Below are 17,951 nucleotides of genomic sequence, written 5' to 3'. Positions count from 1 at the left end.
GCGTATCCCGGCGTTTTCCTTTTTGGAGCCTGAGCAGAAATGAGTGTTGAGAGCGACTGGTGGCAAAACCTGGAAAGCCCCCCAGTTGGTGTTGGCTTGAAGAGCGAACACTATGCAGATGTGTTGTCATTGCGGCCAAAGCTATCGTTTTTTGAAGTACATGCGGAAAACTATATGTCCGAGGGCGGCGCACATCATCGCTACCTGGAAGAAATCGCCAATCATTACGCTATATCAGTTCATGGTGTCGGGCTCTCACTCGGCTCTGCTGAGGGGATAAACCCCAAGCATCTTGAGCGGTTTAAGCAGGTGGTCGAACGTTATAATCCCGTATTGGTATCGGAACATCTCGCGTGGTCTGTTCAGGAAGGAACCTACCTGAATGACCTGCTGCCGCTGCCCTTTACAAAAGAATGTATGCAGATACTTCATGATAATATCAGTCATGTTCAGGATGTGCTCGGGCGACAAATCTTGATTGAAAATCCATCAAGCTATGTGTCCTTCACCGAAAGTGAATATGCAGAACCTGACTTTCTGTGTGAGCTGGCGAGCCGCACACAATGTGGTCTGCTCCTTGATATCAACAACGTTTATGTCTCGGGCTCCAATATGGATTGGGACCCCCATACATATCTCAGCGCTATCTCCGCTGACTTGATTGGTGAGGTTCATCTCGCTGGTCATACTTTGAAGAATGTTGGGGAGGGGGAAATCCGGATCGATGACCATGGCTCAGAGGTATGTGAAGAGGTGTGGGATTTATTTCGTGAAACGATCCAGCGGATTGGCAGGAAACCAACATTGATTGAATGGGACAGTAATATCCCGCCTTTCCCTCAACTTCTGGCCCAAGCAAACCGGGCAGCTGATGTATTGGGGATGGCTGTCGAAAATAAGGCGTTTGAAGATGCCTAACTTGCTGGAGCTACAGCGGGACTTCAAGGCTGCCGTATTATCCGGAGAGGCTTCAGATAGTCTGATATCAGCACTTGAGCCGGGCGTTCTCAATGCTACGGATCGCCTAAAAATTCACGGCAATAACTACCGTCAAACCCTGACAGCAGCCTTGGCTGGTATTTTCCCGGTTGCTCAGGCATTTGTAGGTGATGAATTCCTTGGAGGTATGCTTAGGCGGTATGTACTGGAAGTACCACCCCAGGAAGCTGTGCTTAGTGTTTATGGCCAAGGAGTACCTGCGTTTGCCCGGTCATTCTCACCGGCGCAGAATATACCTTATCTGGCTGATATCATGGCGCTTGAATGGGCAGTTCATGAGTTGCAACATGCTCGGGAACAAAGATCGCATGATAGTACAGCGTTGCGCGCTGCTTTGAAAAATGGACCTTTATGCTTGTCACCCAATGCGCGGATGGTAGACAGCGCTTTCCCCGTTCTCAATCTCTGGATGGCAGGTACGGGGCAAATACCGCCCGAAGCCGTTCATGTTAAATCGGGCGGCCAATGTGCTTGTGCGGTGTTGACGAATGGGGAGGTCAGGCTTTTTGGTTTGTCAGGTGAGCTGACGGATTATCTGGCAATGGTGCTCTCGGAGGAAAGCCCTGCCGCTGCGGACGGTGATGATGCCTTCGATCAACTCGCGGCAATGGGTTTGCTTTCAATAGATGCCCAAAAGAAAGGGAAAGCTTGTGGCTAGTTATATTGTCCGTCTTCGGCGGTTGATGGATCGCGGGTCAAGCATCTTTAACGCTCAGGACTTCTTGGTGCTTTGGTTGCGGTGTTGGCTTGCCAATATCTTTTATGCGAGCGGCCGCACAAAAGTCTCTGGGGGCTTTCTGGAGCCGTCAGAGATCACTGTGGCGCTGTTTGAAGACGAATATGCCCTGCCATTCATTGACCCTGAGCTGGCGGCCCAACTCGCTGTGTATGGTGAGACATTCTTGCCAATTCTTCTTATTGTGGGACTGGCTTCCCGCCTAAGTGCGCTGGGTCTTGTTGGTATGACCCTCGTGATCCAGATATTTGTCTATCCCGCTCTTTTTGCTGAACATATATTGTGGTTGGCTGCAGGCCTTGCTGTATTTGTGTTAGGGCCGGGGCGTTTGTCCCTTGATCACATTCTATTTCGCAATTTTGGCAAATCGAGAATAACCTAGGGTCAAAAAGCGTGTTTCCTTAGCAGGAACGCTCTTTTTTTGGTTTAAATAATAGAAAAAACGGCTAATACAGAAAAAACAATGACGCGGGGATGTGTCATGAGTAGGAGCATATAATCATGGATGAAATTGACCGCAAGATACTGAACCTTCTGCAGAAGGATGCGACGCTGAGTACAGCGGAGATCGCGGAAGCTGTGGGCCTTTCGACAACGCCTTGTTGGCGACGTATCCAGATCCTTGAGCAGGAAGGCTATATCACACGCCGGGTCGCGCTTGTTGATCGCAACAAGGTCAATGTGCCGCTTGATGTATTTGTGGCGATACGCACCAACGAGCATAACTTTGAGTGGTTGGATGAATTTGCGCGTCTGGTGTGCGAGTTCCCCGAGGTGGTAGAGCTCTACCGCATGAGCGGCGAGATCGACTATCTGATGCGTGTGGTGGTACCTGACATGGCTGCTTATGACACTTTCTATAAAAGCTTGATCAAGAAGGTTCAGCTTACTGATGTAAGCTCTTCATTTGCGATGGAGCGCATCAAATATACAACTGCATTGCCGCTTGATTACGCGATAGACGCAAACCGTTCCCGGCGCCGGAGAGGCTGATCGTGGACGCATCAACCGCGGCCGTCGCGCCAAAACAGGAAATCAAGTTAGCAGATTATAAACCCTCTGCCTTCGTGATAGAGGGTATTCATCTAACATTTAAGCTCTATCCTGAGTTGGTAGAGGTGACCGCGACCTCTCGTTTGCGGAGAGTAGGGGATGCCACGGACCTCGTGCTTGATGGTGGCCCTTACATGAGGCTGGTGTCTGTTGCCATCGACGGTGAAAGGCTTGCGGGCAGCGCTTATACGCTGAGTGATGATGGTCTGGTACTGCATGATGTGCCCGATGCGTTTTCGCTCACTATTGTCACTGAGCTGAAGCCCAAGGAAAATACACGCCTTGAGGGGCTATATTACTCAGGCGGAAACTTCTGTACTCAATGTGAGGCGGAAGGCTTTCGGCACATCACCTATTTCCTCGACCGTCCGGATGTTCTGACGACTTATGATGTCAGGATTGAAGCAGATAAGACCCAGTTCCCGCTTTTGCTTGCCAATGGTAATCCTGGCGCTTCCGGTACACTTGAGGAGGGAAGGCACTATGCAGAGTGGCACGATCCTCACCCCAAACCGTGCTATCTTTTTGCCATGGTGGCAGGAGACCTTGCCTGCTTGAATGACACATATACAACCCAGTCGGGTCAGCAGGTTGAGCTCAATATCTATGCGGCCAAAGCTGATATCGCCAAATGTGATTATGCCATGGGCTCGCTTAAGCGAGCCATGAAATGGGATGAGGAGGTTTTTGGTCTTGAGTATGACCTGGATGTTTACAACATTGTTGCGGTTTCTGACTTCAATATGGGGGCTATGGAGAACAAGGGCCTTAATATCTTCAATACCAAATATGTGCTCGCAAGCCCTGAAACCGCGACCGACACAGACTTTGACCACATTGAAGGTGTGATCGGACACGAATATTTCCACAACTGGACCGGCAACCGTGTTACCTGTCGTGACTGGTTCCAACTTAGCCTGAAAGAGGGCCTCACCGTATTTCGGGATCAGGAATTTTCCAGCGACATGACATCGCGCGCGGTTAAGCGGCTTGATGATGTGCGCACGCTACGCATGCTTCAGTTCCCGGAGGATGCTGGCCCGCTTGCGCATCCTGTGCGGCCCGAGAGCTATATAGAAATCAACAACTTCTATACCACGACGGTCTACAATAAAGGCGCGGAAGTCATTCGCATGATGCACCGATTTATTGGCGCAGATGCTTTCCGCCGCGGTATGGACCTCTATTTTGAACGTCATGACGGTGAGGCAGCTACCTGCGAAGACTTTGTCGTCGCCATGGAAGCAGCAAGCGGCACGGATTTGTCTCAGTTCCGTCTCTGGTATTCGCAAGCCGGCACACCGACATTAACTGTGACGCGATCCTTTGAGGATAGCGATGTTATCTTGGCTGTTGAGCAGGCTTGTGCTGCCACACCAGGACAACCGATCAAACACCCGATGCATATGCCGCTTTTGATAGGGTGGCTTGATAAAAACGGTGTCGAGGTGAAACCAAGTGTGGTTTCTGGTGGTAAGTGGACGACCGAAGGGTGCCTGCTGGATGTTAAGTCTACAGTTCAGCATTACCATTTTAAGGATGTGCCAGTGGGTGCAGTGCCCAGCCTGTTGCGCGGCTTCTCAGCCCCTGTGACGTTAAAACATGACCTGAATGCGGAAGAGCTGGCTCTTCTGGTTCGTGCTGATGCTGACCCTTTTGCGCGGTGGGAGGCTTCACAATCACTTTACAGCGTTTGTCTGCAGTCCTGCATAGCTGGGGCCGCTGAGCCCAGTGATATTCCTGAGTATATTCTGGATGCGTTTACTGGTCTTATTGAGGATAGAGAAACCGATCAGGCTTTGTTGGCAGAACTCTTGACGTTGCCGTCTGAGATTTCGCTCGGGCAACAGCTTGAAACCTTGTTGCCGCAAGAAATTCATATTGCCCGGCATGGTGTGACGGAGGTGCTCGCCCAGCGGTTTGGTGATCAGATTGTTGAACGATACTGTGAGCTTGCGCATGAGCCTTACTCACTAACGAAGGAGAGCAAAGCTAACAGGCGCCTGAAAAATGCTCTCTTGCGCTACATCGCACACATGCCACAGGCAGAAGAGCTTGTGACGGCACAACTCAGACAAGCTGATAACATGACGGATAAAATCGCGGCACTCGCTATTGTAGCAAGTAGCGACGTTGCCTCCTGTGATGCACTTCTGTCTGCGTTCTACGAAGAGTGGAAAGCAGACGATCTGGTCATCGATAAATGGTTTGCCTTGCAAGCGCAGAACACACGTACGGATGCTGTGAGCAAAATTCGTGACCTGATGGGGCACCCGGCATTCAAATATACCAATCCCAATCGCCTGAGGTCGTTGATATCTACGTTCTCGATGCTCAATCAGTGTCGTTTCCACGATGCTAGCGGGGAAGGGTACACACTGCTGGCGGATACGATCGCCAAGATGGACCAGATCAACCCCCAAACGGCGGCGCGGCTTGTGGCCCCATTGGGGAGATGGCGACGCTTGCCAGACGCGTTACAGGTCAAGATGAAAGGCCAGCTTGAGCAACTAAGAAGCCGAGTGGAAAGCGATGATGTTCGCGAACTGGTAGAGAAGTCGCTTTAACCCAAGGACAGGGTGATTCGCGTCAGTTTTGCGCCGATACCTAAAAGATGCCGGGCTCAATGCAGGGCGTTCAGCGCCTTCTGTATAGGTAAACAACCAATTATCGCCTAGTGATTGATATTAAGTGATTGTTAGGTTGTATGTATGTAGAATGGTTTTGCAGCCTTCGCACGAGGTTGCGGGGTGAGATAATATACTAGAGATAGCATATTGCTCGCCTTATAATGGGGTCAGCCAATCACCAGAGAGAGAGTTATATGAATAAGAGTCCTGATCCGATTGATGTACACGTCGGTCAACGTGTCCGCGCACGTCGTAAAATGCTGGGTTTGTCTCAGACCCAGTTGGGTGTTGAGTTGGGTGTTACCTTCCAGCAAGTGCAAAAATATGAACGTGGCACCAACCGCATAGGTTCAAGCCGGTTGTTCCGGATGTCCACCACGTTGGATGTGCCAGTGTCCTACTTCTTTGAGGGTGCTGAGACCAAACTGCCAGGGTATAATGCCGCGAGCGAAGGCCTTGATGCTGACGCCTTCGAGCGCCAGGAAACTCAAGAGCTTGTTGAGGCATACTACCGTATTGCAGACCCGCGCATTCGCAAGAAAGTGCTTGGGCTTGCCCGCCTGCTCGCGAGCGGTGTTGATGAATACGGCATGTAGCTAAATCTGACCAAAAACAGTTCACCACTGTAGAAAATGAAACGCGGCATACCCTAGGGTACGCCGCGTTTTCTTATTAACCATCAAGTGTGGCTAGCTAAGTCTTCTTCTTGGCTTTTCGCTTTTCGCGTTCACGGCGCGCGATATAGATAAGACCAGGAGTGAGAAGTAGGAAGCCTGCGGGCTCCGGCACCGTAAATATCTTGATAATCGCGGTGTCCAGACTCGTCAGGATCATGTCGCCTGGCAAGAAGATACTGCCGCCGGTGATAACGTTGAACGTTTCACCATCATTGATAAAGCGTCCATCATAACGAACATTCACGCTTACCTCATAGTCACCTGTGCGGGTGAACAGCGTTCCCGCGCCAGTTTGAACAAGGAAGCTCGTGCCTGTACCGATAATCTGGTCGCCCAACATCCACACGAGATCGAAATCCGCATTGTCAGTTAGCTGGCAAACAAGTTCCGCCTCAAAGGTTGTGCCGCAGCCATCAAGCGTGAAGTCCTCACCAAGCGGAATTGGATCATAAACACCAGCGTCAGCGATAAGCTCCTTCGGTGCAGGTGTTGGCTCTGGCGTCGGCGCAGGCGTTGGTTCCGGCGTCGGAGCTGGTGTTGGTGCAGGTGTTGGCTCTGGTGTCGGAGCCGGTGTTGGCGCGGGCGTTGGTTCCGGCGTCGGAGCTGGCGTTGGTGCAGGTGTTGGCTCTGGTGTCGGCGACGGCGTTGGCGCGGGTGTCGGTGCTGGCGTTGGTTCCGGCGTCGGCGCAGGTGTAGGTGGCGGCGTCGGCTCCGGTGTCGGCGCAGGCGTTGGTGATGGTGTTGGTTCCGGATCTGGCTCAGGATTTGGGCTGGGCTCAGGCTCTGGTTCAGGCGAGCTTGTCACCGGTGTTGGTGTCGCCGCCTGTGACTCCGTCGTGGGCAAACCAGCTGAGTTGTCAGCAAACACGGCTACGGGGTCGATAATTGGTGTTTCAATCCCGAGCACTCGCTCAACAGAGATGTTTTCACCTGCCGCCGGTGCGATACGCTCAATAAACTCAGCGATCTCTTCCGCGAGTTCTTCTTCGATGTCGTTTGAAGGTTCAGGATAGATGATAACTGCCGTTACATATGTATCCTGCCCACCAAGTTGGCGGAAACTGATGCGAAGTGTGCCATCGACAACCTCGGCACGCGTAACAAGCATGTGGCCAGCTGCGGGTGCGCCGCCCCCGCCACCATCTGCCTGCATGAACGGGCCAAAGTCATCCAGCGTTTTTGATACGCTCACCGAGAGGATAGAAGAGGAAAAACCACCAATCATGCCACCACCCAGCGCAAGCGCCGGAGCGGCAGAAAGGTCTTTTGCCTTCGTAGCTACTATCGATCCGTGCGCATCGGCGGAAAGCTGGAACTCAAAGTCAGTGGAATTTTGCGCGGTGGGTTCACCTTCAGGCTCACTCGTTGATGGCGCATCCGATAGGCGCCCAGGGCCTCCGCTCGAGAGCTTCATCACAGGCACTAGATCGTCTGTTGCCCGGGTATCAACCATGTTAACTGTGCCGCCGTTTCGCTTCACGTCTACCCCAAACGGATAGAGCGGCGAACGACCATTGGGCCGAGGCGCTGTGAGGATAACAACACGGTACCGACCGTTAGGGATGTTGGAAGCTACAAATTGCTCAACGTTTCGCACGCCGTTCGAGACGATGGACGGGCCACCTGTAGCAGCCTCATCTTCCATGCCCTCACCAACAAGCATCTTGCTGTCGGCGCCCACGCGGGTGAACTTGTCGTATGGCTCCCGGTTGCTTGGCCCGAGGTCCCAGCCCATAGCACCGTCCGCCAGCTTGAAGTTTTCATCAAGCACGAAAGGTGCCATGAAGGCGGTCCAGTGTGTGCGGGCGCCAGCCTCGATAATCAGGTTTGCAGCGTCAGAAATCGTCGCGAGGTCATAATCACCTGCGGCTTCCTCAATTTTTTCGAGCAAGGCTTCCATACGAGCCTTCAGGGCCTCATCGTCGCCCATGGCTTGATTCAGGTAGGACTGAACGACCTGAAAACCCCATTCATCAACCGATAGAGCGCCCTCAACAGCTTCCTCGAGCGTAACGGTCGGGAATGTTTCAATGCGTGCCTCGACAGGAGACCGGATAAGGTCTGCACTGCGTGTGCCGGTGAGGTAGAATTCTGATGCCTGCTCAGCGGCAGCGTTTACCTGTGGTGCGCTATCCGACCCAGGAACAGCAGGGTTTGCGAGAGCAGGGCGCACAATACGCAAACGGCGAATACCGGGGATCTCGACCGGTGGCGGTGTGGTCATGACATAGGTCGCGGGTGGCGGCAACAGGCCGTTGCCAATCACCGGTGGTAGAGTATCGTCGAGGATGCTGAGTTCTTCATCCCCTTGATACACACCATAAAGCAGTGTTCCCGTCGCGACAGCGGTACCTGTCAGCAAAGTGGAAATCACGAGCGATCTATTGCTTTTGAACATACCTGTTACCCTAGGCCTAAACGGCACAAATTAAATATAATTTGACCGAGTTTATATGTTTGTGTGCGTTGGGCCAAATAGATTTTCCATGGCGCCTCACCTCTGCGTAGGTTATAGCCTAGTCCGCAGTCAGGCAAAGTGCCGCAAATTACCAACTCTAATTGTAAAACCAGGTTATAAACAACATGTTAACAGGCCGCCCCTTTGATGACCTTAATTCCATTGTTGCCCAATTTCCTGCAAAAGATGATTGTGGCGAGCGGAAATTTTTGGAGAATTGTCAGCATTTAGGGGGGCGGGACGACGGGTTTGTTGCGCTCGGTGCATGGTTGGCAGCTTGGCAGGGTAAGTCAGAGCCCAAGACAAAAGACACCCATATTTGCTTCATTGCATCGTCATATCAAGGTGCGGCTGACCCAGCGATCGTTAAGGAGTATATTGCCGCCACGGCTAAAGGTAGGGCACCGGTTAATCTGATGTGCGTAGACAAGGGTATTGGCTTGCGTGCGCTTGAGATGGCGCCCGAAATGCCCCATGACCCGGCCGCGGATTGGCCGGAGGCGGAATGCATGGCGGCTGTTGCTTTTGGTATGGAGGCCGCCGCCGCTGGCGGAGACCTGCTGGGGCTTGCCACATACGCCCCTGGCGGTGATGAACCCGCGAAGGCAGTGTTGCAGGCTTGCTTGCTATCGGATGGGAAGGATGAATATGCCCCACTGGAGGCGCTTCGCTCGTACGGTGGCCGTGAGATCGCCGGGGCTGTTGGGGCGCTGATCGCAGCCCGCAGCCGTCGGTTGCCCGTTCTGGCCGAAGGGTGGGCTTGTCTTGCTGCTATTGCGGTTCTGGAGCAAATGGCCAAGGGTTCGGCGGATCACGTCGTGGTGGCAGCAGCAACAGATGACGAGCAATTACTTATCTGTGACAGATTAGGAAAGAAGCCTATCATCGGGCCGACAATTGGAATAGGGCCCGGTTGTGCAAGTGCTGCGGCTGTTTCTGTTTTGGCTGCAGCTTGCCTTTTGCCGAGCATGCCCACTCGCTAAGTATAGCCGTGGTGGGTGGATGACATCACAGGCTATATCAGATCTTCTCTCGCGGATAATTGATCCAGCACTTGAACATTAAAATTCAAGCGCTTAGGGTTAATTAGTTGGGGAGGTCGCCTTGGTTAAGGGGTGGTAAGCCGGGATGGTTCGAATTTTTCGTCACTATGTGTCGCCAGTAAAGCTGACGCTTGCCGTAGTTGACCTTATCGCAATTCTGCTGTGCGTGGTATTGGCTGAATACTTGCGCTATGCTGCTATCGGGCTTGAGTGGTCTGTTGGGCTTGGCCTTGAAGCGTGGTTTGCAAAATTACTGGTGCCTCTCGCTGGCAGTTGCGCACTGCTGGGTGTCGGAGCTTATCATGCTGATGCCATACAGGATTTTCGTGTATTTTCACTACGTCTGGCGGTGTCACTAGTTGTGACAGGCGTTTTCCTGTCCGCCGTACTCTATATTTTGCCCATGTTGCCTCTATGGCGCTCTATTCTGTTATTGGCGCTCCTTTTATCAGCGTTCACGATTTTTGCAGTGCATGGTTTATTTCAGCTCTTTGGTCGCATAGATCTTATCGGGCAAAGAGTCCTGATCCTTGGGGCTGGCGAGGTTGCAAGAGAGCTACAGCAATATGCGGAGCGTTCACGAGAGTCTGGCTTAAATATCGTTGAGGTGATTGCCCTTCCGGACCAAAACCCGGTGGTTGAGACAGCGATAAAGCTTGATGATATCAACACGCTGGATGCCTATGCGCTTTCGCGGGAAATTGAGATGATCATCATCGCAGCGGAGGAGAATGATCAGCGGCTTCCTCTCGAGGCATTGATTGCGTGTAAGCTCGCAGGCGTGGAAGTAAAGGACAAGCTATCTTTCTATGAGCAGGTACGCGGCTATGTAGACGTCAATTCCGTTAAGTCAGAGTGGATAATTTTTTCTGATGGTTTTAAGGGCGGAACCGGTGTTGAAAGGATAGGCAAGCGGCTGCTGGATATCAGTGTGAGTCTGCTCCTTCTCGTTATTACGCTCCCGCTCATGCTGATTGCAGCTATTCTCGTGAAAATCACTAGCCGGGGCCCTATATTCTATCGCCAACAGCGCGTAGGCCTGAATGGCGAGTATTTTGACCTGCTTAAGTTTCGTAGCATGAGGGTGGATGCGGAGGCCGAGGGAGCGCCGCAGTGGGCGCAAAAAAACGATCCCAGAGTAACACTGGTTGGCGGTTTTTTACGGAAAAGTCGAATTGATGAACTGCCGCAGGTTATCAATGTCTTGAGTGGTGTGATGAGTTTTGTTGGGCCTCGGCCAGAACGTCCCTATTTTGTTGATCAATTGGTGCAGGAAATACCGCTCTACAGAGAACGGCACTGTGTTAAGCCCGGTATCACTGGTTGGGCACAAATACAGTATCCGTATGGAGCTTCTGTTGCAGACGCGAAGCGGAAACTTGAGTATGACCTATATTATATTAAGAATTACTCCCTGTTTTTGGATTTGTTGATTATTCTCCAAACAGTGCGGGTGGTTATATTTCCAAGCGGGGCTCGATAGCATCATGACATCACTTCTTGGCCGACAGTTCAGATCGCCCAAAATTGGGCAGACTTGGCTCTCGCACGTTTCAGCGGCCGCGATGCTGTTGGGGTTATCGACCACAGCCTATGCGCAATCTAGCTACCCTGAAGCTCGTGCGCTGTTGGAGCAGCAGAAATATCAGGAGGCGGTCGATCTCCTGCAGGCGCGACGAGATAAAGAGTCCGCGGATAGCGAATTTTATCTTCTGCTGGCGCGAGCCTACCTTGAAACAGGAGCAGGCATCGCGGCGGAAGCGTCTATCGAGCGTGCCCGTCGGCTTGGCGCAGATTATGCGGGAACAGCCGTCCTTTTCGCCAAGTCATTGCTGGTGCAGGGGAAATATGCTGACGCGCTCGCTGCAATTCGCGGCATTACCATTCCGAAAGAAGAGCAGACAATTGCCTATATAATTGCGGGCGATGCCAACTTTGCGCTCAAGAACACGAAGGAAGCCCGGCGGAATTATGAGCTTGCTCAAAAGCAGGGCGATCATAGCTTCCAGGCCTATCTGGGGCTTGCGCGGCTTGATATGCGGGAAGGAAAGCTTCTCGCGGCGGAGGAGATGATCATCAAAGCGGCTGAATACGGCCGTGACAATACCATGGTCCAGTATACATGGGGGCTGATTGATCGCTATCTCGGTAAAATGGATGAGGCGGAGCAGCATTTTCTGGAGGCACAGCGGTTGTTCCCGGCCAATATTATGGCCAATCTTGAGCTGGCCTCGATCCGGATCGATCAAGGAGCTTTAGATCAAGCGGAACAGTATCTGGATGCGGTCTATAGTGTATCCGCTAACTATCCAATGGCGCTTTATCTCTCCAGTGTTATTCACGCTAGCAGAGGCGAATTTGAAGAAGCGAACGCACTTCTAAACCGCGCCAGAAACATCACCGATAGCTATCTACCCGCCATGTATGTTCGTGGCCTTGTTGCGTTCCAGCTCGGAAACTATGCCGTGGCTGAAAATCAGCTGGCCAAAGTGCTGAACGCCCGGCCTGCAAACCAGCCCGCGCGTATGGCGCTGGCGGGAACCTATCTCAGGCAGTCGCGACCGCAGGATGCCTATCGTACTTTGCAGCCGCTTCTCGAGATAGGGCAACCGGACCCGAGTGTTATCGCAATGGCAGCGGCTGCTTCGATGGCCTCCGGTCAGCCTGAGCGGGGGCATGAGCTTTATGAGCTTCTCGCGGCGGATGAGACACAAACACCTGATGAACTGGTTGACGGACTTGCCTCGAAACTCGCGCTCGCCCGCTATGTTTCAGGGAATACCGAGGCAGCTTACGATGCTATTCTAACGCATCCGAGAACCACGGATGTGGATGCGCGAGAACTGGGCGTATTGGGGGGAATGCAGCTCCGATCCGGTGATTATGAAGGGGCCGAGCTAACCATCAACAAGGTTTTGAGCGCACTGCCAGATCGTGCCCTTGGCTACAACATGCGTGGTACACTAGAATATCAGCGAGGCCAGTATGCCAAGGCACTTGAGAGCTTTAGGGCCGCAATCAGCCGCAATGACGATTACTACACCGCTATTCGCAACAAAGCGCTCGCTGAGCTACAGCTCGGGCAAAATGCAGCCGCAGAAAGTGACCTGAAAAGCCTGCTGAAGTCGCAACCAACGGATGCTCGGGCCAAGGCAATGCTCGGTAGAGCGCTCCTGAGGCAGGAGAAAGGCGAAGAGGCGGTTACCTACTTCAGCGAAGCGGTGCGTGTTATGCCTAATGCGACCGAGATGCTGGCGGACTATGCGGATGCACTTGCGATCGCGGGCCAAACAAGCAAGGCGATTGAGCAGGCGCGGGAAACCGCGGTTCTTGCCGCTGACAACCCGGTGCTCCTGAAGCGTATGGGGCTTTTGCTCTTGCGCTTGAACCAAGCGCGCATCGCGGTTCGCCCACTATCACGTTACGTTGCGTTCAACCCTGATGATGGCGAGGCCCACCTGATGCACGGCCGTGCGCTACTTTCAATGGGGTTGAGCACGGGTTCAAAAATATCGTTTGAACGTGCACGCAATGCAGAGCGCAACAAGCCTGATGACGCAATGCTAGCATGGTATCTTTTTGCTGTGGATGCGTTGTCTGGCCGGTACAATGAGGCGCTCAGAGGTATGGGGCGGCTGGAGGTTTCCGCACGACCGGCAGACCTCAAATCAAGCCTGATTGGTGACACCCTGGTGCGTGCTGGCAGGCTGGAAGAAGCCATTGCAGCCTATGAAAAATCACTTGCTATTGAGGCCACATCTGATTTGGTGGTTGGATTGGCATCTGCGCTTGAAGAGAGCGGTGAGCGGCAACAGGCCATTGAAAAGCTTGAGGATTTTGTGAAAACCACACCTGCCGACCGCAATGCGCGCATGGCACTTGGTGGCCTTTTTGAGCGCGCGGGTCTTCCGTCTGCGGCAACGGATCAGTATGAGGCAGTGTTGCGCGGCGGTATTGCGGATGCCCATGTTGTTGCGAGACTTGCGCGGGCCTACCTGCGGCTTGGGAACGTCAGGAGCGTACCGCTTGCAAAACAGGCCTATCTCATCCTGCCGGAAGATCCCTTCATTCTCGATATATATGGCTGGGTGATGCTGCAGGCGCAGCGGGATTCCGCGCTGGCTGAAAAAGCGCTTGAAAAAGCCACGAGAAGGGCCCCGGCGGAAGCACTGTATCGGTATCACCTGGGCATGACCTATCTTACACAAGGTCGCCGCAGAGAAGCGCTTGAGACGCTCAAGCAAGCGCTTCGCCTTAATCCGAATTTTGAGGAAGCGGATGAGGCCAGACGCCAGATCGACCTTCTTGAATAACTTTAAAAATGGAAAGCAATAAATTGAACATATTGCTTTTTTCTAGCTTGTTTCCAAATGCCGTTGATCCTGTGCTTGGGGTGTTTGTCGAAACACGTATGCGACATCTGTTGAAGGATACAGATGCCAGCGTCGCGGTGATGGCGCCTGTGCCCTGGTTTCCGTTTAGGGGAAAAATGTGGGGTTCATACGGCAAGTTTGCCGAGGTCCCAAGGCAGGAGACGCGGCACGGCGTAGCGGTTGAACATCCCCGGTTTTTGGTTGTCCCCAAAATCGGTATGTCGCTCACACCAGGGTTTCTATACCGCGCCGCAAAAAGTGCGCTTGAAGCCCGGTTAAAAGCTGGTGAGAAGATTGACGTTATCGACGCACATTATCTATACCCGGACGGTGTAGCGGCGGCGAAGTTGGGGGAAGCCTTCGGCATCCCCGTAGTTATGACCGCCAGGGGAAGTGATGTTACCGAGATTGGCCGTATGCCGGGTCCTCGGCGCAAGATCCTGAAGGCCATAAAATCAGCGGCGCACACCATATGTGTCAGCAACTCCCTGCGGGATGAATTGATCTCTTTTGGCGCGGATGCCGGCAAAATCACCACGCTCAGAAATGGTGTTGACGCTGAGCGTTTCAAAGAAGTCAGGCGCAATAAGACACGGGAAAAATGGCAAATTTCCGGGAAAGTTGCTCTGTTTGCAGGGTGGCTCATTGAGCGCAAGCGAGTGGACATCATGCTCGATGCCGTTGCGAAACTGGATGATGTGACAGCCGTGATCGCGGGCGAGGGGCCGCTGTTGGGCGACTTGAAAGCCCAGGTAGAACGGCTGGGCATCGCTGCCCGTACCCGGTTTTTGGGCAAGTTGGTGCCGGAAGAGATGCCTGCGGCATTCTCCGCAGCCGACGTGTTGGTCTTACCGTCCGAGCGGGAGGGTTGGGCCAATGTTCTATTGGAATCAATGGCTTGTGGTACACCTGTCGTGTCGCGCGCTGTTGCGGGGGCGCTTGACCTCGTTACCTGCCCGGAAGCAGGACGTCTGGTGGATGGAAGCGACCCTGAAGCTTATGCGGGCGCGATACAGCGGGTGCTGGCCTCCCCAGAAGACCGTGAAAAAACAAGGCGATACGCGGAGAAGTTCGGGTGGAGAGAGATATCCCTCGCGCAAAAGGAAATCTTTGAGCGTGCCATCGCAGGCTCTGCTGAGCCCAAAAAATGATCTGGTAAAGGGACGAGAAAATAGGGTCTGGCTGGAAGTTGTATTCTTATCCATCACGCTGTGGCATAAGTGCTGCGTACCTGTGGCGCAAGTGTGCGTGAAAGTGTGGCGTATGTGTGCGCGAAAGTGCGGCGCATGTGTGGCGTAAAAATCGGGTGTTAATGATCAGTGTCCTCACTTTTCAGGAAACGTTCGTCTTCGCTAAAAACAAGGAACTGTCGTGTTTGAATCGTTATACTTTCTGTTCTTCTGTGTACTGATCGCTTTCATCATCTATTGGGCGCTCAAAAACGATGATCAGGAAACATTCCTGAATGGTCCAATCAAAGGCGCCAAGGAAAGCGGCAAGGCAGAAAAAAAATAGACGCAGGTTGTTAGTTTTCCAAGGAAATCTGCGTCAATTGGCACAATATTCGCTTGATTTTCAGGGCCTTGCCTTGGCATAGTGTAGCCAAGAATACTTGGGAAGCCTTTTGGCTTATTAATCAAGGGTTTAAAGGAAACGTCAGGTGGTACTAAATCTCAAGACCGGAATGAAGGCGGTGGGCCTCGTTTTGTTTTCGCTTGTTCTTGCAAGCTGTGGCCCGCGTGAGCTCTTGCCATCTGCACCTTTTGTGCCGCCGGATGAAGGTCCTGGCCCGCATTATGTGATTGGTCCGGGGGACGGGCTCTATATCCACGTTTGGCGGAACCCTGAGCTTTCCACCAACGTAACCGTGCGCCCGGATGGCCGTGTTTCCATTCCGCTTGCGGAAGACCTGCCCGCCACAGGTAAAACACCAAGCCAGCTTTCCCGCGACATCGAAGAACAGCTGAACGTCTATATCCAGCAACCCATTGTAACTGTGATGCTGCAGTCCTTCTTTGGGCCGTTTTCCCAACAGGTCCGGGTGGTTGGTGAAGCGGCGAGCCCGCAGGCTTTGCCGTACCGTGCAAACATGACCCTGTTGGACGTGATGATCCAGGTTGGTGGTTTGACCGAGTTTGCAGCCGGCGACCGCGCTTCCCTCATCCGGTTTGAGGATGGTGAACAGAGAGAATATCGGATCAAGATTGAATCGCTCATTAAAGACGGCGACATCACTGCGAATGTGAAGATCCTGCCCGGCGATGTGCTGATTATACCTGAAAGCATCCTTTAACCTTGTTATAGTATGCTGACAGCAACAGTCTGACAGACAGCGGAGAGACAAGATGGCAGTGCAAAGTGGACTGCACGACATATTCCAGCAGATCAAAACCATCGCCTACGGCATTTGGCGAAAGAAGTGGTATATGCTGGTGACAACATGGCTTGTAAGCCTGCTTGGCTGGGCCCTTGTCTCTACCATGCCGTATAAATACGAGGCCTCTGCGCAGGTGTTCGTGGATACGGAAACCGTGCTGCGGGCCAGTGCCGAGCGTATGGGGATTAACGTCGACCTCAGCCGTAAGGTTGATATCGTGCGCCGCACGCTGGTCACCCGCCCGAACTTAGAAAAGATCATTCGCCGCTCGGACTATCTTGATCGGTTGGCGAAGGACGACAAGGAGCTAGACTCTCTTGTTGCCAGTCTGCAGCGGGATATCCGGATTATCTCCCTCGAAGAGGGCATGTTCCGCATTCAGTTTGAGATCGACGATGACCGGTTGAGCGACCGTCAGCGTGCTGAGGTTGCGCGCCGGGTTGTGGCGAACCTTTTGTCTTTCTTCCTTGAAGGGAACTCGGCTGAAGGTGCGCAAAAGTCTGAGAGCGCAATTGAGTTTATCAACCAGCGCATTCAGGAATATGGCAAAATGCTAAGCGACGCGGAAACGCGGCACGCTAAATTCCAGCAGGATAATATTGAGTATCTCGGCGGGCAGGGCAGCTTCCTCGGGCGGCTTGACACTGCCAAAGCGGAACTTCGCAAGACGCGGAATGCCATTGCTGAAGCACAGGTGACGCTGCAAACGCTCGAAACCAACATCAAGAACGTACCACCTACTATTCGGGAGGCACGCTCAAGCCGGTCTGGCGGCGGCGGTGATAAAGATCCGCTGCAGGAGCGCATCGCAGACCTTCAGAAGAAATATGATTCCCTGAAGACCCTTGGTTTGAAGGACCGTCACCCTGATGTGATAAACGTAAGCCGTCAGATCGAGGCCTTGCAGGCGGAGCTTAAAGACAAGCAGGATGCGCTTGCGCAGGAACTAGCAGATTCTGCAGAGGCAGGCCGTAGTTCAAACCTGACGACAGAGACACCAAACAGGCTCTATGAGCAGCTGATGCTGCAAATCATTGAGACCAAGACATCTGTCGAAACGCTGAAACAGCGTGAGAATGACCAGCGTAATGTCGTGGCTGAGATGGAAGAAAAAGCCAAGCGTGTCCCTGAAATTGAGGCGGAAGAAAGCCGCCTGAACCGGGACTACAAAACCATCCAGCGCCAGTACAAAGAGTTTGTGGAACAGAAACAGCAGCTTGATCTTCAGGCAGATGTGGAAGCAACCGATGAGGCCATGTCGTTGCGGGTGGTTGAAGAACCGATTGTGCCACAGGCGCCAAGCGGACCAAACCGGCTTCTGTTCTTCACTGCTGTTCTGGTAGGCGGTATTTTTGCAGGGCTCGGTGTTGCGCTCGTGTTGTCACAGCTTCGTCCGGTGGTTATTACGGTTGAGCAGCTTCGCAGCCACTTTGACATGCCCGTGCTCGGGAACGTAACCCGCACCATTTCTGAACAGGAACACCGCCAGCGTAGTGTTGAACTTCTGGCGTTCGCGGGCGGAACTTTGTTGTTGATGTTGATATTTGTCGCCTTCCTGGCGTTCGACATCTTCGGCGGTCTGTCAGCCACTTAAGTGTAGTGAGT

At 52.9% G+C, this 17,951-nt stretch carries 14 protein-coding genes; 13 read left to right on the top strand and 1 reads right to left on the bottom strand.

What is annotated here, in order from left to right:
* Positions 1-39: 39 nt before the first annotated feature.
* The 6 genes from ACN0XZ_RS08355 (at position 40) to ACN0XZ_RS08330 (ending at position 6,014) form a co-directional block, all read left to right on the top strand.
* The gene (locus ACN0XZ_RS08355; RefSeq protein ID WP_417457277.1) at positions 40-918 is read left to right on the top strand and encodes a DUF692 domain-containing protein; all 879 of its coding nucleotides are present in this window, start codon (positions 40-42) and stop codon (positions 916-918) included.
* Complete coding sequence (locus tag ACN0XZ_RS08350; protein WP_417457276.1) at positions 872-1,657, top strand: putative DNA-binding domain-containing protein; 786 nt, start codon at positions 872-874, stop codon at positions 1,655-1,657. The genes ACN0XZ_RS08355 and ACN0XZ_RS08350 overlap by 47 nt, the downstream gene beginning before the upstream one ends.
* Complete coding sequence (locus ACN0XZ_RS08345; protein ID WP_417457275.1) at positions 1,650-2,117, top strand: DoxX family protein; 468 nt, start codon at positions 1,650-1,652, stop codon at positions 2,115-2,117. The genes ACN0XZ_RS08350 and ACN0XZ_RS08345 overlap by 8 nt, the downstream gene beginning before the upstream one ends.
* A 119-nt stretch (positions 2,118-2,236) precedes the next feature.
* Complete coding sequence (locus tag ACN0XZ_RS08340; RefSeq protein ID WP_417457274.1) at positions 2,237-2,728, top strand: Lrp/AsnC family transcriptional regulator; 492 nt, start codon at positions 2,237-2,239, stop codon at positions 2,726-2,728.
* Positions 2,729-2,730: 2 nt separating this feature from the next.
* Entirely contained in the window at positions 2,731-5,355 is a 2,625-nt protein-coding gene (pepN, locus tag ACN0XZ_RS08335) for an aminopeptidase N (RefSeq protein ID WP_417457273.1), read from the top strand.
* 257 nt (positions 5,356-5,612) lie between these two features.
* A complete protein-coding gene (locus tag ACN0XZ_RS08330) occupies positions 5,613-6,014 on the top strand; it encodes a helix-turn-helix domain-containing protein (RefSeq protein WP_417457272.1) in 402 nt (133 codons plus the stop codon).
* A gap of 97 nt (positions 6,015-6,111) precedes the next feature.
* On the opposite strand, the gene ACN0XZ_RS08325 is transcribed toward ACN0XZ_RS08330, so the two are convergent.
* Positions 6,112-8,493 (bottom strand): hypothetical protein, encoded by a 2,382-nt coding sequence (locus ACN0XZ_RS08325; RefSeq protein WP_417457271.1) that lies wholly within the window; start codon positions 8,491-8,493, stop codon positions 6,112-6,114.
* A gap of 185 nt (positions 8,494-8,678) precedes the next feature.
* Here ACN0XZ_RS08325 and ACN0XZ_RS08320 point away from each other — a divergent pair, with 185 nt between their 5' ends.
* From ACN0XZ_RS08320 to ACN0XZ_RS08290, 7 genes are all read left to right on the top strand, one after another.
* Positions 8,679-9,536 (top strand): nicotinate-nucleotide--dimethylbenzimidazole phosphoribosyltransferase, encoded by an 858-nt coding sequence (locus tag ACN0XZ_RS08320; RefSeq protein ID WP_417457270.1) that lies wholly within the window; start codon positions 8,679-8,681, stop codon positions 9,534-9,536.
* A 145-nt stretch (positions 9,537-9,681) separates the two neighbouring features.
* The gene (locus ACN0XZ_RS08315; RefSeq protein WP_417457268.1) at positions 9,682-11,079 is read left to right on the top strand and encodes a TIGR03013 family XrtA/PEP-CTERM system glycosyltransferase; all 1,398 of its coding nucleotides are present in this window, start codon (positions 9,682-9,684) and stop codon (positions 11,077-11,079) included.
* Positions 11,080-11,083: 4 nt separating this feature from the next.
* A complete protein-coding gene (prsT, locus tag ACN0XZ_RS08310) occupies positions 11,084-13,909 on the top strand; it encodes an XrtA/PEP-CTERM system TPR-repeat protein PrsT (protein ID WP_417457267.1) in 2,826 nt (941 codons plus the stop codon).
* A gap of 98 nt (positions 13,910-14,007) precedes the next feature.
* Positions 14,008-15,120, top strand: coding sequence for a glycosyltransferase (locus ACN0XZ_RS08305; protein WP_417457265.1), 1,113 nt, complete (start codon positions 14,008-14,010; stop codon positions 15,118-15,120).
* A gap of 220 nt (positions 15,121-15,340) precedes the next feature.
* Positions 15,341-15,484 carry a hypothetical protein gene (locus ACN0XZ_RS08300; protein ID WP_417457264.1) on the top strand — a complete coding sequence of 48 codons (144 nt, stop codon included), beginning with the start codon at positions 15,341-15,343 and terminating at the stop codon, positions 15,482-15,484.
* Between the two features lie 169 nt (positions 15,485-15,653).
* Positions 15,654-16,262 (top strand): XrtA/PEP-CTERM system exopolysaccharide export protein, encoded by a 609-nt coding sequence (locus ACN0XZ_RS08295; protein ID WP_417457580.1) that lies wholly within the window; start codon positions 15,654-15,656, stop codon positions 16,260-16,262.
* A 52-nt stretch (positions 16,263-16,314) separates the two neighbouring features.
* Positions 16,315-17,940 (top strand): XrtA system polysaccharide chain length determinant, encoded by a 1,626-nt coding sequence (locus tag ACN0XZ_RS08290; RefSeq protein WP_417457263.1) that lies wholly within the window; start codon positions 16,315-16,317, stop codon positions 17,938-17,940.
* The last annotated feature ends 11 nt before the right edge of the window (positions 17,941-17,951 follow it).

The organism is Kordiimonas sp. (assembly GCF_048264555.1).
In the GTDB taxonomy this organism is placed as follows: Bacteria; Pseudomonadota; Alphaproteobacteria; order Sphingomonadales; family Kordiimonadaceae; genus Kordiimonas.
The sequence above is the reverse complement of the archived record's forward strand: the minus strand, read 5'-3'. Positions and strand labels throughout refer to the sequence as shown.

Excerpts from the sequence above, each read along its gene's own strand:
- ACN0XZ_RS08340 (WP_417457274.1), top strand. The coding sequence starts at position 2,237 with ATGGATGAAATTGACCGCAAGATACTGAACCTTCTGCAGAAGGATGCG.
- ACN0XZ_RS08315 (WP_417457268.1), top strand. The coding sequence starts at position 9,682 with ATGGTTCGAATTTTTCGTCACTATGTGTCGCCAGTAAAGCTGACGCTT.
- ACN0XZ_RS08320 (WP_417457270.1), top strand. The coding sequence starts at position 8,679 with ATGTTAACAGGCCGCCCCTTTGATGACCTTAATTCCATTGTTGCCCAA.
- ACN0XZ_RS08290 (WP_417457263.1), top strand. The coding sequence starts at position 16,315 with ATGGCAGTGCAAAGTGGACTGCACGACATATTCCAGCAGATCAAAACC.
- ACN0XZ_RS08330 (WP_417457272.1), top strand. The coding sequence starts at position 5,613 with ATGAATAAGAGTCCTGATCCGATTGATGTACACGTCGGTCAACGTGTC.
- ACN0XZ_RS08295 (WP_417457580.1), top strand. The coding sequence starts at position 15,654 with ATGAAGGCGGTGGGCCTCGTTTTGTTTTCGCTTGTTCTTGCAAGCTGT.
- prsT (WP_417457267.1), top strand. The coding sequence starts at position 11,084 with ATGACATCACTTCTTGGCCGACAGTTCAGATCGCCCAAAATTGGGCAG.
- ACN0XZ_RS08350 (WP_417457276.1), top strand. The coding sequence starts at position 872 with ATGTATTGGGGATGGCTGTCGAAAATAAGGCGTTTGAAGATGCCTAAC.
- ACN0XZ_RS08355 (WP_417457277.1), top strand. The coding sequence starts at position 40 with ATGAGTGTTGAGAGCGACTGGTGGCAAAACCTGGAAAGCCCCCCAGTT.
- ACN0XZ_RS08325 (WP_417457271.1), bottom strand. The coding sequence starts at position 8,493 with ATGTTCAAAAGCAATAGATCGCTCGTGATTTCCACTTTGCTGACAGGT.
- ACN0XZ_RS08305 (WP_417457265.1), top strand. The coding sequence starts at position 14,008 with ATGCGACATCTGTTGAAGGATACAGATGCCAGCGTCGCGGTGATGGCG.